Raw genomic sequence first — 24350 nt, 5'->3', positions numbered from 1 at the left:
ATCACCAGGCCCTCCCCACCCGGTCGCTACGCGACCACCCTCCCCGGGACGGGGAGGGAGAATCGGTGCGCCTACTTCTTACGCAGCTGCAGCGCGCTCCACGCGTCATGATGGATCGTCTGCTCCACCACGAAGCCCAGCGGCAGATAGGCCTCCAGAATCCGCTCTTCCTGCGTCCGCAGCAGGCCCGACAGGATCGCCACCCCGCCCGACTTCAGCGCCCCGGCGATCTCGGGCGCCAGGAACACCAGCGGCGCGGCCAGAATGTTGGCGAACACCAGATCATAGGGCGCGTGCTGGGCGATGCGCGCGTCGCTCAGGCCGTCGGCGAAATAGAACTCGCATTTGGCGTCGTTGATCGCCGCATTCTCATTGGCGATGCGAGCTGAGGGCTCGTCGATGTCCGTGCCGACGGCGATGGGCGAGCCGGTCTTGGCCGCCGCGATGGCCAGCACGCCCGTGCCGCAGCCGACGTCCAGCACCTTTTCGAAGCTCTCTGTTTCCAGCAGCTTGTCGAAGGCCTCCAGGCAGCCGACCGTCGTGCCGTGGTGGCCGGTGCCGAAGGCGGCGCCTGCGTCGATCTTCAGATTGACCCGGCCCTCGGGAATCTTGCCCTGATCGTGCGCGCCATAGACGAAGAAGCGCCCCGCCTCGACCGGCGGCAGGCCCGACAGGCTCATGGCCAGCCAGTCGGCGTCCGCCAGCTTCTCGACCACCACTTCCAGGCCCGGGGTGGCGCGCAGGATCTCGGCGATGCCTTCGGCTTCCTCGTCGCTGGTCGGGAAGGCGTCGATGCGCCAGATTTCCTTGTCCTCATCCTCTTCCAGGATCGAGTAGGTGGCGCCTTCCAGCAGGGGGTTGGCGTCGATGGCGGCGGCGGCGGCCTCGGCCGGGGCGCGGTCGCCGCGGGCGATCACCTGAACTGCGGATTCGGACATTTTTCAAACACCGTTATAATAACGAATCGCCAGTGCGGGCTTGGATCACACGCCCGCGTCCAACGAGGGGTCGGGGAGTTTATGGCCAAAGCACCGTCTGAGACGAAACCTGCCGCGAAAGCGGCTTCTGTCGCTTCCAAGCCGAAACCAGCGGCAAAGTCGAGCGCCGCAGCGACAAAAGCTGACGCCAAGCCCAAGACCGTAAAGGCCGCCGCGGCGACCAAGGCTCCCGCCAAGGCGGCCGCACCCAAGGCTGAGCCCAAGGCCAAGCCCGCCGCAGCCAAGGCGACGACCGCCAAGGCCGCTCCGGCCAAGAAGCCGGCGGCCGCCAAGACCGCGAAGACGGCCGCCGCCAAGGACGCCGCGCCCAAGAAGGCTGCAGCGCCGAAGAAGGCCCCCGCAGCCAAGCCCGCCGTGAAAGCCGCGCCGTCCGCTTCAGAGGCCAGGGCCGAGCCGGCCGTCGCGGCCGTCGCCGCCCCGGTCGAGCCCCCCGTTCAGGCCACGGCGCCCGCCGCCGCCGCTGCGGCGGTCGAGCCGGTGAAGCCAGTCGACACGCCCGCCCCCGAAAAGAAGAAGGGCTTCTTCGCCCGTCTGTTCGGTTTGTGATCCGGCGCTGAGCGCCAAGAAAAAAGGCCGGAGAGGACGCCCTCTCCGGCCTTTTTCAATTCACGTCGTCAGGCGGGCCTCAGGCCGGCGGCAGGTCTTCCGCCAGGATCGCCATTTCGAACATGTAGGAACCGGCTTCGTCTTCATCCTCGAACACCACGCCGATGAACTCGTCGTCGACATAGACTTCGGCGGAATCGGCCACCTTGCGGCCCTTCACCTTGATGCCGCCGTGGTTGAAGGTGCGCTTCAGGTGCGTCTCGACGCGCTTCAGATCGTTCTCGGTCACGGGGTAGCCTCGTTCAACTCGTTGGCCGCGAAGGGTAGAGAAGCCGTCTGCCGATTGGAAGCCCGGACAGGATCAGCCCACAGCAGAGTCTCAGATCACGAAGTCATAGACGATGTCGGACAGCGTATGGTCCATGGTCCGCGCCGGCGTGGCGTCGGTGGGGCAGTTGACCAGCCGCGCAGGCACCCCCGCCACGGTGCAGCCCGCCGGGACGGGCTTCAGCACCACCGAGCCGGACGCCACCTTGGCGTAGTCGCCGACCGTGATGTTGCCCAGCACCTTGGCCCCGGCGCCCAGCAGGACGCCGCGCCCGATCTTCGGATGGCGATCGCCGCGCTCGGCCCCGGTCCCGCCCAGGGTCACGGCGTGCAGCATCGACACTTCGTCGCCGATCACCGCCGTCTCGCCGATGACGATGCCCGTGCCGTGGTCCAGGAAGACGCCCGAGCCGATCCGCGCCGCCGGGTGGATGTCCAGTTGGAACAGCTCCGAGATCCGGCTCTGGAAGTGAAACGCCAGGGTGTCGCGGTCCTGGGCCCACAGCCAGTGCGCCACGCGCCAGGCCTGCAACGCCTGGAACCCCTTGAAATACATGAAGGGCTGCAACAGCGACCGGATCGCCGGATCGCGCTCCTGCACCGCCTTCAGGTCGGCCTCGGCGGCGGCCACGATGCCCGGATCGGCGGCGAAGGCCGACAGGGCTACCTCGCGCACCGTCATGGCGCCCAGTTCCGCATCGCCCAGCTTGCGCGCGATCTGGAAGCTCAGCGCCCCCGCGAAATCATCGTGCGCCAGCACCACGGCGTTCAGCTGCGACGCCAGGCGAGGCTCCTCGCGCGCAGCGTCCTGGGCTGCGGCGCGCAACTGCGCCCACAGGTCCGGCTGTTGCGGCACGACTTCCAGCTTGGCCATCAGGCTTCCTTCGCGTTCGGCGGCGATCTTACGCGCCCAGCATGGAACGCGCCAGCGCGGCGGGCAGTTCGCCCTCCCGGGCCATATGGTAGGCGCGGTAAGCCGTCGCCACCGTCAGGCTGTCGCGCACCGCGCCGCGCGCGATCTCGGCCATCAGTTCGCCAAAGGGCACGCGCGCCGACAGAAAGACCTCCGTCGCGTCCGGCGCCGTCTCGGTCATCTCAAGCCCCCAGGCCACCCAGGTCATCGCCCGCTCGTCGGTGATGGAGTTGGACAGGTCCACGTCCAGCGCCGCGCGCCAGTGCTGCGCCGTCAGCCCCGCCTCCTCGGCCAGTTCGCGCTTCACGGCCTCGAACGGGTCTTCGCCCTGCGGCGCCCCGCCCTCGGGCATCTCCCAGGAGTAGCGCATCAGGGCGAAGCGGTGCTGCCCGACCAGGCTGACCGTCCCGTCGTCATGCAGCGGCAGCACGCCCGTGCCGACATTCTTGGGCCGCATGACCATATAGTCCGCATCCGCCCCCGTCGGCGCCACGGCTGGATGGCGCGTCACCTGCATCCAGGGCGTATCGACGATCACGCTCGTCCCCAGACTGCGCCACGGCGGCGTCTGGGGCAGGCCCTCGGCCCAGCGGGGCTTGATGTCGCGGATCTTGCTCATCCCCCTGCTATGGCGCCGGAGGCCGGGAAATCCTAGCTAAGCGGCCATGAGCCCGTCAGACCTGTCCGCCCCCCTGCCCCTGCCCGTCCGTTCGCAAGAGCTGCTGGCGCGCCTGACCGTGCGCCGCTCGGCCTCGGCCCAGCTGCTGAGCCTGCCCGGCCCCTCGGACGCCGAGGTCGAGCAGATCCTGCTCCTGGGCGCCCGCACGCCCGACCACGGCAAGCTGTTCCCCTGGCGCTTCGTCATCCTTGGCCCCCAGAGCCGCGCCGAACTGTCCGAGGCCCTCGCCGTGCTGGGCGAGACCCAGAACCGCACCGGCAAGGAGGTCGCCTCCCTGGCCAAGCTGGCCAACCCGCCGCTGACCATTCTGGTCGTCTCGACCCCCATTCAGGGTCACAAGGTCCCGGTGTGGGAGCAGCAGCTGTCCGCCGGCGCCGTCTGCATGAACCTTGAGCACGCGGCCAACGCCCTGGGCTACTGCGCCAGCTGGATCACCGACTGGTATGCCTACGACCCCGCCGCCGTCGCCCTGTTCGGCGTCGAGGACGGCGAAAGCATCGCCGGCTTCATCCACGTCGGCTCCCTGTCCGAGCCCCCGCTGGAGCGCCCCCGCCCCAACCTGGCGCACAAGGTGACGCGGCGGCCGTAACGCCCCTTCTCCCCCTGTGGGAGAAGGTGGCTCGCGCAGCGAGACGGATGAGGGGTGTCAGCGCCCCGGCATCCGATTACGTCATCTGGCGAGCACAGGCGGCAAACGCCCCGCCGCCCCCCCCTCATCCGAGCGCCTCCGGCGCCCTCCTTCGCCCACAAGGGGAGAAGGCCTTCCTACCTCGGCTCCTCCTCCGGCCGGTGCACGATCGACACCAGCACCACCGAGATGATCATCAGCAGGAACCACGCCCCCAGCTTGTTCAGGCTGACCATCTCCCACCCGTCGCTCTGCCCCGGATAGACCCAGGCCCGCGCGAACGTCCCCAGGTTCTCCGCGAACCAGATGAACAGCGCCACCAGCCCATAGCCCAGCAGCAGCGGCATCGACCGCCGCGTCCGGTCGGCGGTGAAGTAGAACCACCCCCGCATGAACAGCAGCCCCGTCGCCGCGAACAGCGCCAGCCGCACGTCCGGCAGCCAGTGGTGCGCAAAGAAGTTGACGTAGATCGCCGCCGCCAGCACCCACGTCGTCCACAGCGGCGGATAGTTCCGCACCCGGATATGGAAGATGCGCTGCACCCGCGCGATGTAGCTGCCCACCGCCGCATACATGAAGCCCGAGAACAGCGGCACGGCGCCGATCCTCAGCACCGACTCTTCCGGATAGATCCACGACCCGTGATAGGTCTTGAACAGCTCCATGATCGTCCCGGCGACATGGAACAGAAAGATGACCCGCGCCTCCTCCCAGCTCTCCAGCCTGAAGGCCAGCATCAGCGCCTGTATCCCCAGCGCCCCCAGCACCAGGAAGTCATAGCGCGCCAGCGGCGCCTGATCTGGCCAGAACAGAAACGTCCCCAGGATCAGCGCCAGCATCGCCCCGCCGAACAGACACGCCCACCCCTGCTTCAGCCCGAACCACAGGAACTCATAGGCGTAACGGCGCAGGCGCGATCGGTCGGCCCACGCCTCCGCGCGCTTCATCAGACGCCGGCCCCAGGCTTCGAGCGGTAGACGGGAGGATGGGGTCATGGGCAACATCAATATCACACGCGGCTAAGCTCACTACACAACCGCGCTTCCACGTGTAACCGTGTGCGACGAAGCGACTTGAGTCGGCGTTGCGAGCGATCCTGTGACAGACCACATCTTCGGAAACACTTCGACGGATCTCAAACTAGAGGTCATCGAAAATTATCTGAGCGCATACACAACCGCACTAAGGCCCAAGTTCAAGCATCTTTGGTACATCGACGCCTTCGCAGGAGCAGGGCATCGAACCGTGCAACATGCAGAAGTGCGAGGGTCCATTTTTGAAGACGACCGAGCAGCCTATAAGGAGCATCGACGCGGGTCGGCCCGCATCGCACTGGATGCTCGTCCGCATTTCGACCGCCTAACTTTTATCGATCAAAAGCGTGGCCACGTAGAAGCTCTGAAGGCCCTTGCTGCCGAGTATCCGAGCCGCTTGGTTGAAGTCGTCAGAGGCGACTGCAACGCCATAATTCCTGATGCTCTCGCCCGAGAAAGATGGTCTGGCAAGAGAGCCGTAATGTTTCTCGACCCCTACGGCCTGAATGTTGACTGGTCTACGCTAGAGGCCATACGGCGCACCAACGCAATCGATGTTTGGTATCTCGTAAACATCAATGGCATCCTACGTCAGGCAGCGAAATCTCTATCTGCGGTCGACAGCCACAAGCATCGGCGGCTCACGCGAATGTTCGGCACTGAAGATTGGCGTTCCGCTTGGTACGAACTTCGGCCAGAGCAAGTCAGCCTGTTCGCGGGCATGGACGTAGGTGAAATCGCGCGGAATTCAGCGCGAACCGCCGATGAAGTCGCCGTGGAAGAATGGGTCAAGCGCAGACTAGCAGGGCTCTTCCCATGGGTCTCTAACCCCCTGCGTCTGTACATGGACGGCAAGGGCGTCCACCAATTTTCACTATTCTTCGCAATGTCTAATGCATCCGGTCCTGCCGTCGGGTTAGCTCAAAAGCTGGCAGGTGCCGTTCTCAACAAGGGCATCTCGTCCCAAAGCCGACCACGGTAAGTCCGGCCGGCGGCCTTCTTATTCCGTCCACCCCACTGCTTGAAGAAAAAGGCCGTTTCGGTAGCGATGCAGGCGGCCCGAATCTCATCGACCCAAGCTTCTTCCATCGGTCTAGCACGAGGGCCCGACTCCCCTCCGACGATAGCCCATTGAATATCTGTAAGCTCCGCGCGCCTGACCGAGCCAATCAGCGGCTCGAAAGAAACAAAGCGAATGACTGACGGCGTAGCGCGCAATTCATCCAATCGGCTGACCACAGCATTATCTTCGACCGTGGTGCCCAGCCAAACATGCGTAAGCGGCTGGGGAGCTACTTCATTCAATATTTCACGCATGCGATCTGGTCGCTTGGTTAAGACCTGAAACACATGCTGTGGAGCCGCCGCCATCGCTATCCAGACACGTCGAATGAACTCTAGAGGGACATCCGGATGGAAGAGATCGGACATAGAATTTACGAAGATCATGCGCGGCTTCCGCCAACGAGCGGGAACGCCCAGCGCTGACTCATCCAGCGCGATCCGCCCAGTCCATACATACCTGCCACCACTCTTTCGCGTGAGGCCAGAATATTTCTCGACTCCCATAGCTTCGAGGCGCGCCGCCATGCGCATAGCGTAACAGTTGGTGCAGCCGGGCGTTATGATCGTGCACCCTGCGACCGGGTTCCAGGTCGCGTCCGTCCATTCAATGGTAGTATCGGCCATGGTGCATTAACTCCCGGTCACAAACTCGCCGACTTTGGTTAATGCGGCCTTTACTAACTTTAGCGGCCCTTGTGGCCCCCTCACCCCCGCCCGCGATACCCCGCCACGCCCTGATCCGGCAGCCACACGCCCTCCAGCGGCGCGCCCGTCTGCCAGAAGACGTCGATGGGGATGCCGCCGCGCGGATACCAATAGCCGCCGATGCGCAGCCATTTCGGTTGCAGCAGCTCGGCCAGGCGCTTGCCGATGGCGACGGTGCAGTCCTCGTGGAAGGCGCCGTGGTTGCGGAAGCTGGTCAGGTACAGCTTCAGGCTCTTGCTCTCGACCAGCCAGTCGCCGGGCACATAGTCGATGACGAGGTGGGCGAAGTCGGGCTGGTTCGTCACCGGGCACAGGCTGGTGAACTCCGGCGCGGTGAAGCGCGCCACATAGAGCGTGTCGGCGTGCGGATTGGGCACGCGCTCCAGCACCGCCTCTTGCGGGTTCGTCGGGGCGGCGGTCTGGACGCCGAGCTGGCTGAGGCTGTCGGTATAGTGGGTCATGCCCGCCATTTAGGCCTTCGCCCCGCCAAAGAAAACGCCGCCCCCGCCGCAATCGGCCATCCCCCCGTTTCACCTGTGCTAGACTGCGCCCCGGCCGAGAGAGACCGGCCGCGCGGGGACGAGGCGATTTCAGACGATTCAGACGAATTGGACTCTCTTTTTTTCCGCAGAGACATTTCGGCGGCCTGTTTCAGGAGCATCCATGATCTCGCCCACCAAGCTTGGCTTCGCCTTGAGCGCGCTGGTGATTGCATCAGGCGTCGCCGCCCTGCCCCCGGCGTCTTCGGCCCAGGAGGCCGATCAGGCCTTGGCGCCCCCGCGCTGGAGCGTGCCGCCGCAGGCTTCGGTCGATGACTTCCCCGAAGCGGCCCTGCAGGCGGACGTCAGCGGCGCCGCCGTGATCGCCTGCGACGCCGCGCCGGACGGCCGGCCCGTCAACTGCGAAGTCCGTTCCGAAACGCCGCCGGGCATGGGTTTCGGTCCGGCCGCCCTGGGCATCGTGCAGCGCGGGCGCGTGGTGGTCAGCGATGACGGCGCTGACGCGGCCTCTAGCCGTTTCGCCGTCCGCGTGCCGTTCAATCTCGCCCCCGAGCCGCCCCCGCAGGAACCGGCCCGGACGTTGGCCAACATTGAATCCCGATGGCTGACGCCGCCCCAGCCGAAGGCGTCTGACTATCCGCAAAGGGCGGTCGATCGCGGCCTTTCCGGCGGCGCCGCCGTCCGTTGCGAAGTGGCGCCCTCAGGCAAGCCGACCAACTGCGTCGTGATCGGCGAGGTTCCTCGCGGCAGCGGCTTCGGCGAGGCGGCCGTCAAAATCGTCCTTCGCGGCCGGCTGGACCCCGCCACGATCCGGCCGGAAGAGGTCGGATCGACCTTCGTCGTCACCGTGCCCTTCAGCATCCACTGATGCGAATTTCAGACGAATTGGACTCTCTTTTTTCTCCTTCTCCCCTTGTGGGAGAAGGTGGGCGCCGGAGGCGCTCGGATGAGGGGTGTCGGCGCGAGGTTTGCTGTCCTGCGCCTGTCCCGTGCGATCATCGGCCGCCAGGGCGCTCACACCCCTCATCCGTCAGGCTCCGCCTGCCACCTTCTCCCACAAGGGGAGAAGGGCGCTGGAACGCATTGCCTTCCCCGACGACAGCCGGTTAGCGTGGCCAAAAGCAACTCAGGAGAGACGACCCGTGGCCATTCCCGCTTCCCTGCAGTCCGGCCTGAAGCTGCCGGTGATCGCCTCGCCCATGTTCCTGGTGTCGGGGCCGGATCTGGTGGTGGAGGCCTGTAATGCGGGCGTGATCGGCACCTTCCCCTCGCTGAACCAGCGCACGACAGAGGGCTATCGGGAGTGGCTGCACGAGATCAAGGCGCGCCTGAAGCCCGACGCCGCCGCCTTCGGCGTCAACCACATCGTCCACCCGACCAATCCGCGCCTGATGGCCGACATGATGGTCTCGGTCGAGGAGAAGGTGCCGCTGATCATCACCTCGCTGGGCGCCGTGCGCGACGTGGTGGATGCGGTGCACGGCTATGGCGGCGTGGTCTTCCACGACATCGCCAATGTGCGTCATGCGCGCAAGGCCGCCGAGGCCGGCGTCGACGGCCTGATCCTGGTCGCCAATGGCGCGGGCGGACACGCGGGCGTGGTCAACCCGTTCGCCCTGATCAACGAAGTGCGCAGCTTCTACAATGGGACCATCATCCTGGCAGGCGCCATCTCGACCGGCCAGGACGTGGCGGCGGCGCTGATGATGGGCGCCGACTTCGCCTATATGGGCACCCGCTTCATCGCCACGACCGAGAGCGCGGCCCAGCCCCACTACAAGGAGATGATCATCCAGGCGGGCTCGACCGACATCACCTACACCCCCGCCGTCTCGGGCATTCCGGCCAACTTCCTGACCCCGTCGCTGGTCGAGAACAACATCGACCCCAAGTCCCTGCCCGAGCACAAGCTGGACATGGGCGAAGAGGCCAAGGCGTGGAAGACCGTCTGGTCGGCCGGTCAGGGTTCGGGCGCCATCCACGACGTGCCGACCACGGCCCAGCTTGTCGCTCGGCTGACGGACGAGTTTTCGCAGGCCTGTGATAAATTCGACAAGAAGCGTCTCTAGGAAGCGGCCTCGACACTCCCCTGACGAGGCCGACCATGCGCATCCTGACGACCGCCCTTTTGGCGACCGCCCCGCTCCTGATCCTGGCCTCGGCGGCCCAGGCCCAGGACATGCCCGGCCGCTGGAGCTTCAGCGCGGGCGCCGCCAGCGACAACCGCTCCAAGGACGCCTCCAAGTCCGACGGCGATCCCTTCGTCTGGGGCGCCGCGGAATGGGAAAGCGACAGCGGCCTCTTCTACGTCAGCCCCGCCGCCGAAACGATCAAGAGCGGCGGCTCGGAGCTGGAACTGGAGCTGACCGGCGGCGTGCGTCCGCAGTGGGCCGGCTTCGACTTCGACCTGAACGCCGCGCACAAGTGGCGGGTGGACGCCGCCCCCGGTTATGACGCCAACGCCTGGGAATTCACGGCCGACATGAAGCGCTCGATCGGCCCGGCCAGCGCCCGCCTGCGGCTGCAGCACTCGCCCGACGGCGCCGGTTCGGTGAAGGCCTGGACCTGGGTCGCCCTGCGCGGCGGCTGGGACTTCACCGACAAGCTGAACGTCTCGGCCGAGATCGGCCGCCGCGAGCAGGACGAGAGCGTCGACTACACCGGCTACAACATCGGCGCGACCTACGCCCTGACGTCCAACCTGGAGGCCGAACTGCGCTGGCACGGCACGAACGCCAAGGTTCCGGGCGAGCAATACGCCGACGCCCTGGTGGCCGGAATCAGCGTCTATTTCTGACCGGCCGCGCCGCGTTTCAGGCGCCGGTTTCATCTTTGCCGCGAAAAGGCTTAGGCTGACGCCATGACTTTTCGACCGACGACTTTGGAACGTGCGTACCAACTGGCCCAAAGCGGCGCCTGCCGGACGGTAGGCGATGTGAAACAGGCCCTGAAGACCGAGGGGTATGAGCGGATCCAGGATGCCCTGTACGGCTCGACCATCACCTCGGCCCTGCGTAAATTATGTCAGGAGAACTGGGTCTCGCCCCCCGAAACCGCCGAGCCCTGAACCGCGCCCCTTGCATTAGGACGAGGAACGGTCCACTTTATCGGGGTCGATCTCACTGCGTAACGCTCTGCCTTCTGCCCCGCGCACCGAGGTCTAAGCCGATCCATACAGACCCGACAGGCCATCAGGGACGTTCTCTGAGGCCAACTTCTAGCGGAGGTCCTGAAAATGGCTACCGGCACTGTTAAATGGTTCAACTCCACCAAGGGCTACGGCTTCATCCAGCCGGATGACGGCGGCAAGGACGTTTTCGTCCACATCTCGGCCGTCGAGCAAGCCGGCCTGCGCGGCCTGGACGAAAACCAAAAGGTTTCGTACGAAATCGAGCGCGACCGTCGCTCGGGCAAGGAATCGGCCGGTCAACTGAAGACCGAAGGCTGATCCAGCCGTCCCCTCCCCGTCGGCAACGACGGGCGTAGGCGACAAGGATTGAAGCGCGCAGAGGTCGCCCTCTGCGCGCTTTTCTTATGCGGGTTTCAACTGGCTGAAGTCGGCGCCGCTGGGCGACTGGAACAGGCGCAGACCGAATTCGGGCAGGATCGCCAGCAGGTGATCGAAGATATCGCCCTGGATCGCCTCATACTCGGCCCAGGCGACCGTGGCGGTGAAGGCGTAGATCTCCAGCGGCAGGCCCGTCTCCGTCGGCTGCAGCTGGCGCACCAGCAGGGTCATGTCCTGGCGGATGCGGGGATGGTTCTCCAGATAGTTCTGCACATAGGCCCGGAACGCGCCGATGTTGGTCGAGCGGCGCATATTGACGGGATCCCGCCCCGCCGCGACCAGCTTGGCGTTCCAGTCGGCCATCTCGACGGCCTTGTCGGCCAAGTAGTCGTCGATCAGGAGGAAGCGCCGCATCCGATCGCGCTCGGCCTCGGTCAGGAAGCGCGCGCTGGTCTGGTCGATCAGCAGGGCGCGCTTGATCCGGCGCCCGCCGCTTTCCTGCATCCCGCGCCAGTTCTTGTAGGACTCATTGATCATCCGCCATGTGGGGATGGTGGTGACGGTCTTGTCCCAGTTCTGAACCTTCACCGTATGCAGGGCGATGTCGATGACGTCCCCGTCGGCGTTGACCTGAGGCATCTCGATCCAGTCGCCGACGCGCAGCATGTCGTTGGAGTTCAACTGAACCGACGCCACCAGCGACAGGATCGTGTCCTTGAACACCAGCATCAGCACCGCCGCCAGCGCCCCCAGACCCGACAGAAGCAGCAACGGCGAGCGGTCGATCAGCGCCGCGATCACCAGGATGGTGGCGACGGCGTAGATGACGATCTTCAGGACCTGAAGATAGCCCTTGATGCTGCGTCGATGCGCGCGTGGCGAGCGGGCGTAGATGGCGTTGGCCATGTCCAGCGCGGCGCCGATGCCGACAGCCACCGCCACGATCATAAAGGCCCCAGCCACATTCTGGACCAGGGTGACGACGCCGGGCGAGAGATGGGGCACGCCGCCGATGCCCCGGTAGATGATGATGGCTGGAACGACGCGGGTGAAGCTGCGCACCACCGGCTGCAGCAGGACATCGAGATCCTGCGCCGCCCGCCCGACGACCTTCAGGATCAGTCGGGTCAGGACTCGGCGGACGACAAAGTCCGCAATAAGGGCGACAAGGACAAGAAGACAGAGCCCGATCAGCATCTCCGCCGTCGGGAACTCCGCGAGGCGCTCGCGCATGGCGTCAAAATTAAACATGTCCCCAGCCTAGGCAGGCTGGCCGGGGATTTGAACCCCGGCGCCTCAATCAGTCTCAGCCGATGGCCTGATCCAGATCGGCGATCAGGTCGTCGATGTCCTCGACCCCGACCGACAGGCGGATCAGGTTGTCAGTGACGCCGCCCGCCTCGCGCACCTCTTTCGGCACGCTGGCGTGGGTCATGATGGCCGGGTGGTTCACCAGGCTTTCGACGCCGCCCAGCGATTCCGCCAGGGTGAAGACCTGCACCCGTTCCAGCACGCGTTTGGTGCGCTCCAGGTCGCCGTCGATCAGCAATGTGACCATGCCCCCGAAGCGGCCGTTCATCTGGCGCGCGGCGAGTTCGTGCTGCGGGTGGCTGATCAGGCCCGGGTAGAGCACCTTGGCGACGCCGCCATTCTTCTGATCGGCCCGGTCTTCCAGCCAGCGGGCCACGGCCAGGGCGTTCTCATTGTGCGCCTTCATGCGCAGGCCCAGCGTCTTCAGCCCCCGATTGGCCAGGAAGGCGTCGAACGGCCCCATGACGCCGCCGATGGAGTTCTGCAGGAACTTGATCTGGGCCGCCATCTCGGCGTCCTTGGCCACCAGAACCCCGGCGACGATGTCAGAGTGGCCGTTCAGATATTTGGTCGCCGAGTGCATGACCACATCGGCGCCGAGCGCCAGCGGCTGCTGGCTCCACGGGGTGGCGAAGGTGTTGTCGACCACCAGGATCAGTTGGTGCGCTTTGGCGATTTTCGACAGGGCCGCGATGTCGGCCAGCTTCATCAGCGGATTGGTCGGCGTCTCGACCCACAGCATCCGCGTCTTGTCTGTGATCGCCGCCTCGACGGCCGCCAGGTCGGTCAGGTCGATGTAGCTGAAGTCCAGCCCCATGGACCGGCGCCGCACCCGCTCGAACAGCCGCCACGAACCGCCGTAGAGGTCATCGCCAGTGACGATGTGCGACCCGGCGTCCAGCAGCTCCAGCGCCGTCGAGGTCGCCGCCATGCCCGAGCCGAAGCCAAAGGCCTGAACCCCGCCTTCCAGATCGGCGATGCAGGCCTCGAAGGCCTCGCGCGTCGGGTTCTTGCCGCGGGCGTATTCATAGCCCTTGTTCACGCCGGGGCTTTCCTGCGCATAGGTCGAGGTGGCGTAGATCGGCGTCATCACCGCGCCCGTCGTCGGGTCCGGCCGCTGGCCCGCATGGATGGCGCGGGTCGAGAAGCCCTGGCGGTTCTTCAGTTCAGACATGGGTTTACCGGTTCAGGCTGAGGTGGTTGATCAGGTCGGTGCGGGTGATCAGGCCGACGAAGGCCTCGCCGTCCAGCACAATGGCGACGCGGTCTCGATCAAAGACCGGGATCAAGGCGTCCAGAGACTCAGTCACCTGCAGCGTGTCCAGATCGCGCGTCATGGCCGAGGCGACCGGCTTGGCGAAACGCTCCTGACGGGTGATGTCGTCGGTGTTCATGATGTGGACGATGTCGCTCTCGTCCAGAATGCCGACCAGACGACCGTCCTGAATGACCGGCAGTTGCGACAGGCCGTCGCCGCGCATCCGCTTGAAGGCCGTGTCCAAGGTGTCGTCAGGCCCGATCACCACCACGTCGCCGGCGGCGTATTTGCGGTTGATCAGGTCCGACAGGTCGCCGTGCAGTTCGCGTTCGGCCAGCCCCTGATCGGCCAGCCAGGCGTCGTTATAGACCTTGGACAGATATTTGGCGCCGGTGTCGCAGACGAAGGTCACGACCCGCTTCGGCTCGGTCTGCTCGCGGCACCAGCGCAGGGCCGTGGCGATCAGGGTGCCCGAGGATGACCCCGCCAGAATGCCTTCCTTCAGCAACAGCTCGCGCACCGTGGCGATCGCCTCGGCGTCGGGGATGGAATAGGCGACGTCGATCAGGTCGGGATCGGTCGTCTCGGGCATGAAGTTCTGACCGATGCCTTCGACGGTATAGCTGCCGTCCGGCCCCGGCACGCCTTCGTTGATCAGGCCCGCCAGCGCCGAGCCGACCGGATCGGCCAGGATGATCTTGGCGTCCGAGCCCTGCGCCTTCAGATAGCGGGCGATGCCCGTGATGGTGCCGCCCGAGCCGATACCGGCGACGAAGGCGTCGACCTGACCTTCCATCTGCTCGAAGATCTCGGGGCCGGTCGTCCTGAAGTGGGCCTCGGAGTTGGCGTCGTTGGCGAACTGGTTGACGAAATAGCCGCCCGGAATCTGCTGGGCCAGGCGCTCGGCCATGTCGGTGTAGTATTCGGGGTGGCCATGCGGCACGTCCGAGCGAGTCAGGCGCACGTCGGCGCCCATGGCTCGCAGGTGCTGGATCTTCTCCTTCGACATCTTGTCGGGGATGACCAGCAGAACCTTGTAGCCCTTCTGCTTGCCGACCAGGGTCAGGGCCAGGCCGGTATTGCCCGCCGTGGCCTCGACGATGGTGCCGCCGGGCTTCAGCCAGCCCGCCTTCTCGGCGGCCTCGATCATCGACAGGGCGATGCGGTCCTTGATGGAGCCGCCGGGGTTCTGGCTCTCCAGCTTCAGGAACAGGCGGCATGGCCCGGTGTCGATCCGCGTCACCTCCACCATCGGCGTCTTGCCGATCAGGTCCAGCAGGGACTTGGCCGGACGGCTGAGAACAGGGGCGTCGGTCATCGACATGAGAGCAGGCTCCGTTGCACGGGTGACTTGTGAAGCTGGGCGTCCGCCCCTCTGCGGTCAACTCCTGCAAGTTTTCACCCTTTCGGCGCGAAGCGCGTTAGAAAGGGCGCAATGGTCAAGACTCCGAAACGCCCCGCTGCGGGCCTGCCCGACAAAGAATCCCTGATCGCCTTCCTGCGTGAGGCCGGAGAAGCCGAAAAGGCCGACATCGCGCGCGCCTTCGGCCTGAAGGGCGCCGAACGGCGCCAGATGCGCGAAATGCTGAAGGAGCTGGAGGCCGAGGGCCGGCTCAGCAAACGCGGCCGCAAGGGCTTTTCCGAGGTCGGCGCCCTGCCCCCGGTCGGCGTCGCCGACGTGGTGGATCGCGACGCCGACGGCGAGCTTTACGTTCAACTGGTCAAGGGCGGCGAGGACGCGCCGCGTGCGATCCTGATGCCCGACCGCGAGGGGCGCGGCCCGGCGCCCGGCATGGGCGACCGCCTGCTGGTCAAGTTCAGCCAGGGCGTCGACGGCTGGGAGGCGCGTCTGGTCAAACGGCTGGACACCGGCGGAAACCGGGTTCTGGGCGTCATCCGCAAGGGCGGGCGCGAGACGCGGGTCGAGCCGGTCGACAAACGCTCCAAGGATGTTCTGCTTGTGCCGGCCGCCCAGGCGGCGGACCTGCGCGACGGCGATCTGGTGCTGGCCGCCATCGAAAAGGGCGAGCATCGCTACGGCCCCAAACGCGGCAAGATCCTTGAGAACATCGGTCGCGAGGACGACCCGCGCGCCGCCTCCATCATCGCCATCCACGCCCACGGCGTGCCGACCGGCTTCTCTGAAGCCGTGGAGCGCGAGGCCGAGGATCAGGACGTGCCGACGCTGAAGGGGCGCGAGGACCTGCGTCACGTCCCCTTCATCACCATCGACCCCGCCGATGCGCGCGACCATGACGACGCCGTCTATGCCGAGCGCGACGAAGACCCGGCCAATGCAGGCGGCTGGATCGTCTGGGTCGCCATCGCCGACGTCGCCGCCTATGTGCGCCCGAACACAGCGCTGGACCGCGAGGCGCGGGCCAAGGGCAACTCGACCTACTTCCCTGACCGGGTCGAGCCGATGCTGCCCGAGGTCCTGTCCAACGGCCTGTGCAGCCTGAAGCAGGGCGAGAACCGCGCCTGCATGGCCGTGCGCATGGTCTTCGACAAGGACGGCCGCAAGACCGGGCACAAGTTCACGCGCGGGCTGATGCGCAGCCACGCCAAGCTGTCCTACGAACAGGCGCAATCCGCCATCGACGGCCTGTTGGACGACGCCACCGGGCCAATCATGGAGGCCATCCTCTATCCGCTGTGGAACGCCTATCGCACCACGCTGAAGGGCCGCGAGCGCCGCAGCCCCCTGGCCATCGAAAGCCCGGAGCGCCGCATCATCATGTCGCCCGACGGCGGCATCGCCGGCATCGAGCCGCGCAAGTCGCTGGAAGCCCACCGCCTGATCGAAGAGATGATGATCCAGGCCAACGTCTGCGCCGCCGAGACGCTGGAGAAAACGCACACGCCGCTGATCTATCGCGTCCACGACACGCCCAGTCAGGAAAAGATCTTCAACCTGGCCGACTTCCTGCACACCATTGGAAAACCCTGGAACAAGGGCGAGGCGCCGAACACCAAGCGCTTCAACAAGCTGCTGGAGGAAACCCGCGACACCCCACACGCCGAGGTGGTCAACGAAGTCGTCCTGCGCACCCAGATGCAGGCCATCTACAGCCCTGAGAACGTCGGCCACTTCGGCCTGCACCTGGACCGCTACGCCCACTTCACCTCGCCGATCCGGCGCTATTCCGACCTGATCGTCCATCGCGGCCTGATCCGGGGGCTGAAGCTGGGGTCGGACGGCCTGACGGACCGGGAAATCGCCGAACTGGGCGGCATCGCCGAGCACGTCACCGAGACCGAGCGCCGCTCGATGGCGGCCGAGCGCGATGCGATGGACCGCTACATCGCCGCCTTCCTTGAAGAGCACGTCGGCGCGACCTTCAGCGGACGGATCACCGGTGTGACCCGCTTCGGCCTATTCATCCGGCTGGACGAGACGGGCGCCGACGGGCTGGTCCCGGTCTCGACGCTAGGCGACGAATACTTCACCCATGACGACCGCGCCCACGCCCTGGTCGGCGAGCGCAGCGGCAAGCGCTTCCCGCTGGGGCGCCGCGTCGAAGTGCGGCTGATGGAAGCCACGCCCGTCACCGGCGGTCTGGTGCTGGAAATGCTGTCCGAACCGGACCCGCGCGACCCCAACGCCCCGGCGCCGCGCTATGGCATGCGCGGAAGAGGCGGCGACGGCCCGCCCAAGCGTGGGAAAGGCCGCCCCGGCGGGCCCAAACCCCGCAACGGCGCCAAGCCCTCCGGCGGCCTGAAGGGCGTCAGAAAGGGCAAGCGGCGTTGAATAATCTCATGTCCCTTCTCCCCTCGGGGGAGAAGGTGGCCTGCGAAGCAGGTCGGATGAGGGGGCTCTATCCGCAAGCAAAACGACTGATGGTGACGACGCAGCCAGCGTCCCCCTCATCCGTCTCGCTGCGCGAGCCACCTTCTCCCCCGAGGGGAGAAGGACATCCATGAAACCTCTCCCCTTCGACGCGGCCCAAGACCTGGCCGACGCGCCCCGCACCGGCGGCGCCCAACGCCCTAAGGACGCCGCCACCCTGATCCTGACGCGCGGGGCAAAACGGCCCGAAGTGCTGATGGGCCGCCGCGCGCCGGGCCATGTCTTCATGGCGTCGAAATGGGTGTTTCCGGGCGGGCGCATCGAGCGGGCGGATTTCACCGCAGCGGACGCCGGCCCCCTATCGCATGACGCTGCACGCCGGCTGGAGGCGGAGATGCCCGCCCGGCGCGCCCGCGCCCTGGCCCTGGCCGCCGTACGCGAGACGTTTGAAGAGACGGGGCTGATCCTGGGGCGCCCCGCGCCGGCGGCCTCGGTCGCCGGGCCGTGGCGGGAGTATCGCCAGGCCGGCGCCCTGCCCGATCTGTCGGTGCTGTCCTATGTGGCGCGGGCCATCACGCCGCCGGGCCGATCGCGCCGCTTCGACGCCCGCTTCTTCATGGCGCCGGTCGAGGCCCTGCGCGACCCGGACCGCATCGAAGGCTCAGGCGAACTGGACGAGATCGCCTGGATTGCGTTGGACGAGGCGCAAGGGCTGGACCTGCCCGCCATTACCCGCTTCGTGCTCAGCGAGGTGGCCGAGCGGCTGGAGACGCCTCAGCGCCCCCTGCCCTTCGTGCATATGGCGCGCGGCCGCCACGTCATCGACCATCAGGACTGACGCGGCGGCCTCAAGGCCTTATTCGGCGACCGGCTTGGTCAGGTCGAAATCGACCTGGAAGTGACGGTTCGGCCGGCGCAGCTCATAGGTGAAGGTCTTGTCGGGATGGACCTCCATCGCCCAGACGTTGGTCGTCGAGACCGAGGCGTCGTTGGCGTTGAACAGGTCGATGGATTCCTGATCGACCGGGAACTCCTGACGCTCGGCCGTCCCTTCGTTCGCCGTGTCGCCGCCGTACCAGTGCAGCGGATCGGTCTTGCCGTCCGGCTGGCGGTGATCGTGCTTCAGGCGCAGGCCCGAATCGGTGCGGGTCACCACCCAGGTGCGCGAGCGGTCTTCGCCGACCCAGAAGGGGATACGGATCTCGTCCGCCGAGCAGTCGCGCACGTGCATCAGCAGGCGCTTGCCGGCGAAATCGGAATCGGCGGCCTCGTTGGTGACGACCTTGCCCTCGAATCGCTGGCCGCACAGGGCGGTCAGATTGGCGAAGAAGGCGTCCTGCGCCGACGCCGGGGCCTCAGCAGTCGCAGCCGCCGGAGCGGCGGGCTCGGACGAGCAGGCGGAAAGGGCCAGACCAGCGGCGAGAACGGCGGCGGAAAGGGCGGGGGCGGGCTTGAAGCAGGGCTTTTTCATGGCGAAACACTAGCGTCTGTATGGCCAGGCTCAACGCGACATCGAAGCCGTTGACTTTGAGCCTGTCCTGAGTATGTTCCGCGCCTCTTATTTCAAGCGGCTTTCGCCGTCGCAGAGGTTAATTCCGATGGCCAAACCGGCTTCCATCAAGATCCGCCTGAACTCCACCGCCGACACCGGCTTCTTCTACGTCACCAAGAAGAACGCCCGTACGATGACCGAGAAGATGGTCGTCAAGAAGTACGACCCGGTCGTCCGCAAGCACGTCGAGTTCAAGGAAGGCAAGATCAAGTAAGGGCTTCGCCCTCCGCTTGAATCTGCAAGAATCGAAACGCCCGGTCGCACGACCGGGCGTTTTTCTTTGGTCGTTTGTTAGGGCGAGGCTGCGTCAGGCGGCCCGAGCTACGACGCGGTCGCGCCCCTGAGCTTTCGCCTCATAGACGCCCTCATCGGCCCGTTTGAGCAGCGCCTCGGGCGTGTCGTCCACGCCCAGACTGGCCGCCACGCCGACCGAGACGGTCACGCCAAGCACATCCCCGCCGCTGATACGGAAGGGGGCCGCCGCCACGTCGCGGCGAATACGTTCGGCGATGCGATGTGCGTCTTCCAGCGTCGTGCCCGGCATGACCACCACGAACTCCTCGCCGCCGAACCGACAGGGCAGATCGACCGCGCGCACATTGGTCGCCAGCCGCACCGAAAACTCGCGCAGCACCTCGTCGCCCACGTCATGCCCGAAGGTGTCGTTCACAGCCTTGAAGTGGTCGATGTCCAGCACCAGCACCGCCACCGGGTCCCCGCCCCGCGCGGCGCGGGCGACAAGAGCCTGAAGCTGGCCGGTCATGTAGCGGCGATTGTGCAGACCCGTCAGGGGGTCGGTGAGCGCCAATTCCAGGCTGTAATCCAGCTTATCGCGCAGGAAGTCGCCGTACCGCTTGCGCTTCACCTGAGTGCGCACTCTGGCCGACATCTCTTCGGGGTCGACGGGGCGGGCGAGGATGTCGTGCGCGCCCAGATCCAGCGCCTTCAGCAGACGCGGCCGGTCATGGGTGTCGATCAGCGCCAGGATGGGGATGCGGCGCATCGCCTCCTTGGACCGCAGCTGAGCAATCAGTCGAAGGCCGTCGAACCCTTCGGACGACACATTGACGATCACCAGATCGACCGATCCGCGCGCCGCATCCAGACCGTCGGCTAGCGTGTCCGCAATCATCGGACGGTGCTCGATCGACAGCTCGCGCGCGATCATCTCGGCCTGAAGCTCATTGTCGTCGACGACCAGAACCCGGCCGCCCGAGCCCTTCAGATGGCCGACGCCGCCTGCGTCCATGCCCAGGCGGCGGCTGCTTTCCTCGCGCTCACGCAGTTCATCCATGACCATTTTCAGACGCGTCAGGCTCTTGACCCGCGCCATCAGGATCACGTCGTCCAGCGGCTTGGACAGGAAGTCGTCAGCGCCTGCTTCCAGTCCCCGGATGCGGTCATGACGCCCGTCCAGGGCCGTCACCAGCACCACCGGGATATGACGCGTCTCCTCGGCGGCCTTGAGGCGGCGGCAGGTCTCGAACCCGTCCATGCCGGGCATCATGACGTCCAGCAGGATCAGGTCGGGCTGTTCGTCCTGGGCGATGCGCAGGCACGAGGTCCCGTCGCCGCAGGTCAGGACGTCATAGTATTCAAGAGTCAGCTTGGCTTCGAGCAGACGGACGTTCGCCTCTACGTCGTCGACCACGAGAATTCGCGCACTCATCCCCTACCCCAGGTGCTTCCGCACCGTTTCCAGGAAGGAGATGACCGAAATCGGCTTGGAGATGTAGGCCTCGCACCCCCCCTGACGAATTCGTTCTTCATCACCCTTCATGGCGAAGGCTGTAACGGCGATGACGGGTATATGGTTCAGCTCTTCATCGTCCTTGAGCCATTTGGTCACTTCGAGCCCCGAAATCTCCGGCAGCTGGATATCCATCAGGATCAGATCAGGGCGATGCTCGCGCGCAATCGCCAGCGCCTGCAGCCCTTCGCGGGTCTGCAGCACTTCGTACCCCTGAGAATCGAGCAGATCATGAAATAGCTTCATGTTCAGCTCGTTATCCTCGACGATGAGGATCTTCTTGGACATCCGCCACCCGGCTGTTGCGCCTCTGGTTCATTCGCTTTCGCGTCGGGCTGTTAGGCCTTCTTGGGTGCACTGTCGGCGCGTCAGTCTTAAGTTGACGTGAAGCTGAGGAAACGGAGTTCGGGTTTGGCCATAACGGCCCTTTGTCGCGACTGCCTGTGGACCGGCGACCGCAAGGTCGCGCGGTGCCCGTCGTGCGCGTCGCGCCGGGTGATCGCCCACGATGAACTGAGCGATCTGCACATCGCCCACCTGGACTGCGACGCCTTCTACGCCTCGGTCGAAAAGCGCGACCGACCCGAACTGCGCGACAAGCCCGTGATCGTCGGCGGCGGCAAGCGCGGCGTCGTCTCCACCGCGTGCTATGTGGCGCGGCTGTACGGTGTCGGCTCGGCCATGCCGATGTTCAAGGCGCTGAAGGCCTGTCCCGACGCCGTGGTCATCAAGCCGGACTTCGCCAAATACAAGGCGGAGAGCGCGCGCATCTTCGGCGCCGTGCAGCGCCTGACGCCGCTGGTTCAGACCCTGTCGCTGGACGAGGCGTGGATCGATCTGAAGGGCACCGAGCGGCTGAACGGCGGGCCGCCCGCCTTCCAATTGGCGCGCCTGCAGAAATGGATCGAGGATGAGACGGGGCTGAGCGTTTCCATCGGCCTGGCGCCCAACCGCTTCCTGGCCAAGATCGCGTCTGAACTGGACAAGCCACGCGGCTTTTCCGTCATCGGCGCGGCGGAAGCGCAGGGTCTGCTTGCGCCGCGCCCTGTGACCACCCTGCCCGGCGTCGGGCCAGTGTTCGGCCGCACCCTGCGCTCCGACGGCTTCGCCACCATCGGCGATCTGGCCGCCGCCGAGGTGAAGGATCTGGCCCGGCGGTATGGCGAGACGGGCCTGCGGCTGCACGATCTCAGCCACGCCCGCGACAGCCGCCCGGTGAACCCCGACCACGACCGCCGCGGCATGAGCGCCGAGACCACCTTCAACGAAGACCTGATCACCGCCGAAGCGCTGGAGGCCGAACTGTGGCCCCTGTGCGAGAAGCTGGCCTCCAAGGCCCGCCGAGACGGCGTGGCCAGCCGCGTGCTGGTGCTGAAGCTGCGCAAGACGGACTTCAAGATCGTCACCCGCCGCATCACCCTGGCTGAGCCCGTGCAGACGGCGCGGGCCCTGTTCGCCGCCGGGCGAGACCTGCTGAAACCCGAAATCGGCGTGCCCTACAGGCTGATCGGCATCGGCATGGCCGACATCGCCGACGCCCACGACGCGCCAGCCAGCCTGTTCGCCACGGCCGAGACCCGCGCCCTGAAGACCGAGACCGCCATCGACGCCCTACGCGACAAGTTCGGGGCGGGCGCCGTCGTCGCCGGGCGCGCGCTGAAACGTCCCAACGAACGCCCCGGATGACGCGGCCGCCGCGCCGCGCTAAACCCCCTGCACCCTTTCATACGGAGTCGCCCCATGAGCATTCACGCCCGCATTGCTGAACTCGGCATCACCCTGCCCGAGCCCGCCAAGCCGGTCGCCAGCTATGTCTCCTACGTCCGCTCGGGCGAGCAGATCTTCATCTCGGGCCAGCTGTCGAACGACGCCAATGGCGGCATCAAGGGCACCGTCGGCGTGGACGTGACCCCGGAGCAGGCCGCCGAGGCCGCCCGCCTGTGCGGCGTCAACCTGCTGGCCCAGATCAACGCCGCCGTCGACGGCGACCTGGATCGCGTGGTCCGCATCGTCAAGCTGGGCGGCTTCGTCCAGGCCGGGCCGGACTTCGAGGCCATCCCCGCGGTCATCAACGGCTGCTCGGACCTGATGGTCCAGGTCTTCGGCGACGCGGGCAAGCACTCGCGCTCGGCCGTCGGCGTCTACAAGCTGCCGCTCGGCTTCGCCGTCGAAGTGGACGCCGTCATCGAGGTGAAGTGAACTTCACCCTTCAGGTTCACGACGGGATCGCCGCCATAGGCCGGGACGTGTGGGACGCCTGCGCGGCCCCGACCGGCGATCCCTTCGTCTCCTACGACTTCCTCGACGCCTGCGAGGCGTCCGGCAGCGCCGTCCCGTCTGAAGGCTGGGCGGCGCGCCACCTGTCCCTGCACGATGAAGACGGGGCCGTGATCGGCGTCATGCCCCTTTATCTGAAGGGTCATAGCCAGGGCGAGTACGTCTTCGACCACAGCTGGGCCGACGCCTATCAGCGCGCAGGCGGGCGCTACTATCCCAAGCTGCTGGGGGCTGTGCCCTTCACCCCCGCGACGGGGCCGCGGTTTCTGAATGCGCCGGGGACGGACGCCGTCGTGGTGCGCGAAGCCCTGCTGCAAGGCGCGCTGACCCTGACGCAGCGGCTGGGCGTGTCGTCGCTGCACGTCAACTTTCCCCTAGAGGCCGAATGGCGCGCCATGGCCGAAGCGGGCCTGCTGCCGCGCCGCGACATCCAGTTCATCTGGCGCAACGACGGCTATCAGAGCTTCGACGACTTCCTGGCCGCCCTGTCTTCCAACCGGCGCAAGACCATCCGGCGCGAGCGGCGTGAGGCGCAAGCGGGCCTCCACATTCGCGTCCTGACGGGCGCCCAGATCACGCAGGCGCATTGGGAGGCCTTCTTCGCCTTCTACATGGACACCGGAGACCGAAAGTGGGGGCGGCCCTATCTGACGCGCGACTTCTTCGCCCGCGTCGGCGCCGCCATGGCTGACCGCATCGCCCTGGTGATGGCGTTCGAAGACGAGATGCCCGTGGCGGGGGCGCTGAACTTCATCGGACGGGACGCCCTATACGGCCGCCAGTGGGGGACGCTGGTCGACCGGCCGTTCCTCCATTTCGAGCTTTGCTATTATCAGGCCATCGACTTCGCCATCGCGCGCGGCCTGTCGCGGGTCGAGGCGGGGGCGCAAGGAGAGCACAAGATCGCGCGCGGCTACCTGCCCTCGCCGGTCTATTCGGCCCATTTCATCGCCGATCCGGCGCTGCGCGATCCTGTCGCCCGCTACCTCGACAACGAGCGCCCGGCGGTCGAGGCCGAGATGGACGCGATGACGGCGGATCTGTCGCCCTATCGCGCCCGCTGACAGGGCGTCGCATCGCGAATTTCTACGGAACTTGCTGCGTCGCAATACGCTTTCCCTGTGAGTATTCTCCTCACATCAGGAATCACCATGACCGATCAACGTATCGAAGGCGTCGCGACCGAACTGCAAGGCAAGGCCCAGAACGGCCTCGGCCGCCTGACCGGCGACAGCAAGCTCCAAGTCGAAGGCAAGCTGAACGAAGTCAAGGGCAAGGCGCTCGACGCCTATGGCCGTGTCATCGACGGCCTCGACGGCATGGTCGACAAGGCCCCCGTCGACCTGCGCGACCCGGCCCGCAAGGGTCTGGACTTCGCCCGCCGCAAACCCCTGCTGACCACCGGCATCATCGCCGGCGCGGCGATGCTCTTGGGCGCTCTGGGCCGTCGCCGTTAAACAAAGCCCTCTCCTCTTGCGGGAGAAGGCGGCTGGCGAAGCGAGACGGATG

Annotated in this window: 28 protein-coding genes; 15 read left to right on the top strand and 13 right to left on the bottom strand. The window is 66.2% G+C overall.

Annotation, left to right across the window (positions count from 1 at the left end; translation table 11 throughout):
• Positions 1-71: 71 nt before the first annotated feature.
• Positions 72-938, bottom strand: coding sequence for a 50S ribosomal protein L11 methyltransferase (locus ACLBV5_RS06775; RefSeq protein WP_025977567.1), 867 nt, complete (start codon positions 936-938; stop codon positions 72-74).
• A gap of 81 nt (positions 939-1019) precedes the next feature.
• Between ACLBV5_RS06775 and ACLBV5_RS06770 the strand changes: the two genes are divergently transcribed.
• Positions 1020-1544 carry a hypothetical protein gene (locus ACLBV5_RS06770; RefSeq protein WP_447605187.1) on the top strand — a complete coding sequence of 175 codons (525 nt, stop codon included), beginning with the start codon at positions 1020-1022 and terminating at the stop codon, positions 1542-1544.
• Positions 1545-1623: 79 nt separating this feature from the next.
• Here ACLBV5_RS06770 and ACLBV5_RS06765 read toward each other — a convergent pair whose 3' ends face one another.
• From ACLBV5_RS06765 to ACLBV5_RS06755, 3 genes are all read right to left on the bottom strand, one after another.
• Positions 1624-1833, bottom strand: coding sequence for a DUF3126 family protein (locus ACLBV5_RS06765; protein ID WP_003167318.1), 210 nt, complete (start codon positions 1831-1833; stop codon positions 1624-1626).
• Between the two features lie 90 nt (positions 1834-1923).
• Entirely contained in the window at positions 1924-2745 is an 822-nt protein-coding gene (gene cysE, locus ACLBV5_RS06760; RefSeq protein WP_447605186.1) for a serine O-acetyltransferase, read from the bottom strand.
• Positions 2746-2773: 28 nt separating this feature from the next.
• On the bottom strand, positions 2774-3403 hold the full coding sequence (locus ACLBV5_RS06755; protein WP_447605185.1) for an NUDIX domain-containing protein: 630 nt from the start codon (positions 3401-3403) through the stop codon (positions 2774-2776).
• A gap of 46 nt (positions 3404-3449) precedes the next feature.
• Here ACLBV5_RS06755 and ACLBV5_RS06750 point away from each other — a divergent pair, with 46 nt between their 5' ends.
• Positions 3450-4052: a nitroreductase family protein gene (locus ACLBV5_RS06750; RefSeq protein WP_447605184.1), complete on the top strand. Its 603-nt coding sequence runs from the start codon at positions 3450-3452 to the stop codon at positions 4050-4052.
• A gap of 176 nt (positions 4053-4228) precedes the next feature.
• Here ACLBV5_RS06750 and ACLBV5_RS06745 read toward each other — a convergent pair whose 3' ends face one another.
• Positions 4229-5086, bottom strand: coding sequence for a DUF817 domain-containing protein (locus ACLBV5_RS06745; RefSeq protein ID WP_447605183.1), 858 nt, complete (start codon positions 5084-5086; stop codon positions 4229-4231).
• Between the two features lie 103 nt (positions 5087-5189).
• Here ACLBV5_RS06745 and tcmP point away from each other — a divergent pair, with 103 nt between their 5' ends.
• Positions 5190-6107, top strand: coding sequence for a three-Cys-motif partner protein TcmP (gene tcmP / locus ACLBV5_RS06740; RefSeq protein ID WP_447605182.1), 918 nt, complete (start codon positions 5190-5192; stop codon positions 6105-6107).
• Here the strand turns inward: tcmP and ACLBV5_RS06735 are convergent.
• A complete protein-coding gene (locus ACLBV5_RS06735) occupies positions 6047-6814 on the bottom strand; it encodes a DUF5131 family protein (RefSeq protein WP_447605181.1) in 768 nt (255 codons plus the stop codon). The genes tcmP and ACLBV5_RS06735 overlap by 61 nt on opposite strands.
• Before the next feature lie 80 nt (positions 6815-6894).
• A complete protein-coding gene (queF, locus tag ACLBV5_RS06730) occupies positions 6895-7356 on the bottom strand; it encodes a preQ(1) synthase (protein WP_025977575.1) in 462 nt (153 codons plus the stop codon).
• Between the two features lie 202 nt (positions 7357-7558).
• Here queF and ACLBV5_RS06725 point away from each other — a divergent pair, with 202 nt between their 5' ends.
• The 5 genes from ACLBV5_RS06725 to ACLBV5_RS06705 all read left to right on the top strand — a co-directional run bounded on the left by ACLBV5_RS06725 (position 7559) and on the right by ACLBV5_RS06705 (position 10843).
• A complete protein-coding gene (locus tag ACLBV5_RS06725; RefSeq protein ID WP_447605180.1) occupies positions 7559-8263 on the top strand; it encodes a TonB family protein in 705 nt (234 codons plus the stop codon).
• 274 nt (positions 8264-8537) lie between these two features.
• Entirely contained in the window at positions 8538-9464 is a 927-nt protein-coding gene (locus ACLBV5_RS06720; protein ID WP_447605179.1) for an NAD(P)H-dependent flavin oxidoreductase, read from the top strand.
• A gap of 35 nt (positions 9465-9499) precedes the next feature.
• Positions 9500-10192, top strand: coding sequence for a TorF family putative porin (locus tag ACLBV5_RS06715; protein ID WP_253122372.1), 693 nt, complete (start codon positions 9500-9502; stop codon positions 10190-10192).
• Positions 10193-10255: 63 nt separating this feature from the next.
• Positions 10256-10462 carry a hypothetical protein gene (locus ACLBV5_RS06710; RefSeq protein WP_025977579.1) on the top strand — a complete coding sequence of 69 codons (207 nt, stop codon included), beginning with the start codon at positions 10256-10258 and terminating at the stop codon, positions 10460-10462.
• 168 nt (positions 10463-10630) lie between these two features.
• Positions 10631-10843 carry a cold-shock protein gene (locus tag ACLBV5_RS06705; RefSeq protein ID WP_003164457.1) on the top strand — a complete coding sequence of 71 codons (213 nt, stop codon included), beginning with the start codon at positions 10631-10633 and terminating at the stop codon, positions 10841-10843.
• Between the two features lie 84 nt (positions 10844-10927).
• Here the strand turns inward: ACLBV5_RS06705 and ACLBV5_RS06700 are convergent, their stop codons facing one another.
• From ACLBV5_RS06700 to ACLBV5_RS06690, 3 genes are read right to left on the bottom strand one after another with little or no spacing between them, the layout of a single operon-like run.
• Entirely contained in the window at positions 10928-12154 is a 1227-nt protein-coding gene (locus ACLBV5_RS06700; RefSeq protein ID WP_392354072.1) for a mechanosensitive ion channel family protein, read from the bottom strand.
• A 55-nt stretch (positions 12155-12209) separates the two neighbouring features.
• Positions 12210-13388: a trans-sulfuration enzyme family protein gene (locus ACLBV5_RS06695; protein WP_447605178.1), complete on the bottom strand. Its 1179-nt coding sequence runs from the start codon at positions 13386-13388 to the stop codon at positions 12210-12212.
• A gap of 4 nt (positions 13389-13392) precedes the next feature.
• Entirely contained in the window at positions 13393-14796 is a 1404-nt protein-coding gene (locus ACLBV5_RS06690; RefSeq protein ID WP_253122366.1) for a pyridoxal-phosphate dependent enzyme, read from the bottom strand.
• Positions 14797-14907: 111 nt separating this feature from the next.
• Between ACLBV5_RS06690 and rnr the strand changes: the two genes are divergently transcribed.
• Complete coding sequence (gene rnr, locus ACLBV5_RS06685; RefSeq protein WP_447605177.1) at positions 14908-17223, top strand: ribonuclease R; 2316 nt, start codon at positions 14908-14910, stop codon at positions 17221-17223.
• Between the two features lie 169 nt (positions 17224-17392).
• Positions 17393-18100 carry an NUDIX hydrolase gene (locus ACLBV5_RS06680; RefSeq protein ID WP_025977584.1) on the top strand — a complete coding sequence of 236 codons (708 nt, stop codon included), beginning with the start codon at positions 17393-17395 and terminating at the stop codon, positions 18098-18100.
• Between the two features lie 18 nt (positions 18101-18118).
• Here the strand turns inward: ACLBV5_RS06680 and ACLBV5_RS06675 are convergent, their stop codons facing one another.
• Entirely contained in the window at positions 18119-18733 is a 615-nt protein-coding gene (locus ACLBV5_RS06675) for a hypothetical protein (protein ID WP_278069349.1), read from the bottom strand.
• Positions 18734-18860: 127 nt separating this feature from the next.
• Between ACLBV5_RS06675 and rpmG the strand changes: the two genes are divergently transcribed.
• Complete coding sequence (gene rpmG, locus ACLBV5_RS06670) at positions 18861-19028, top strand: 50S ribosomal protein L33 (RefSeq protein ID WP_003164451.1); 168 nt, start codon at positions 18861-18863, stop codon at positions 19026-19028.
• A 93-nt stretch (positions 19029-19121) separates the two neighbouring features.
• Here rpmG and ACLBV5_RS06665 read toward each other — a convergent pair whose 3' ends face one another.
• Positions 19122-20483: a PleD family two-component system response regulator gene (locus ACLBV5_RS06665; protein WP_447605176.1), complete on the bottom strand. Its 1362-nt coding sequence runs from the start codon at positions 20481-20483 to the stop codon at positions 19122-19124.
• A gap of 3 nt (positions 20484-20486) precedes the next feature.
• Complete coding sequence (locus ACLBV5_RS06660; protein ID WP_003167338.1) at positions 20487-20852, bottom strand: response regulator; 366 nt, start codon at positions 20850-20852, stop codon at positions 20487-20489.
• Positions 20853-20975: 123 nt separating this feature from the next.
• On the opposite strand from ACLBV5_RS06660, the gene ACLBV5_RS06655 reads away from it, so the two are divergent.
• From ACLBV5_RS06655 to ACLBV5_RS06640, 4 genes are all read left to right on the top strand, one after another.
• Positions 20976-22250 carry a DNA polymerase IV gene (locus ACLBV5_RS06655; protein WP_447605175.1) on the top strand — a complete coding sequence of 425 codons (1275 nt, stop codon included), beginning with the start codon at positions 20976-20978 and terminating at the stop codon, positions 22248-22250.
• Positions 22251-22304: 54 nt separating this feature from the next.
• Positions 22305-22763 (top strand): RidA family protein, encoded by a 459-nt coding sequence (locus tag ACLBV5_RS06650; protein WP_025977588.1) that lies wholly within the window; start codon positions 22305-22307, stop codon positions 22761-22763.
• Entirely contained in the window at positions 22760-23905 is a 1146-nt protein-coding gene (locus ACLBV5_RS06645) for a GNAT family N-acetyltransferase (RefSeq protein ID WP_447605174.1), read from the top strand. The genes ACLBV5_RS06650 and ACLBV5_RS06645 overlap by 4 nt, the downstream gene beginning before the upstream one ends.
• 87 nt (positions 23906-23992) lie before the next feature.
• Positions 23993-24298: a CsbD family protein gene (locus ACLBV5_RS06640; protein WP_178826095.1), complete on the top strand. Its 306-nt coding sequence runs from the start codon at positions 23993-23995 to the stop codon at positions 24296-24298.
• Positions 24299-24350: the final 52 nt, after the last annotated feature.

The sequence above is a fragment of the Brevundimonas sp. M1A4_2e genome, assembly GCF_053345555.1.
This window is presented reverse-complemented; position numbering and strand designations above follow the sequence as displayed.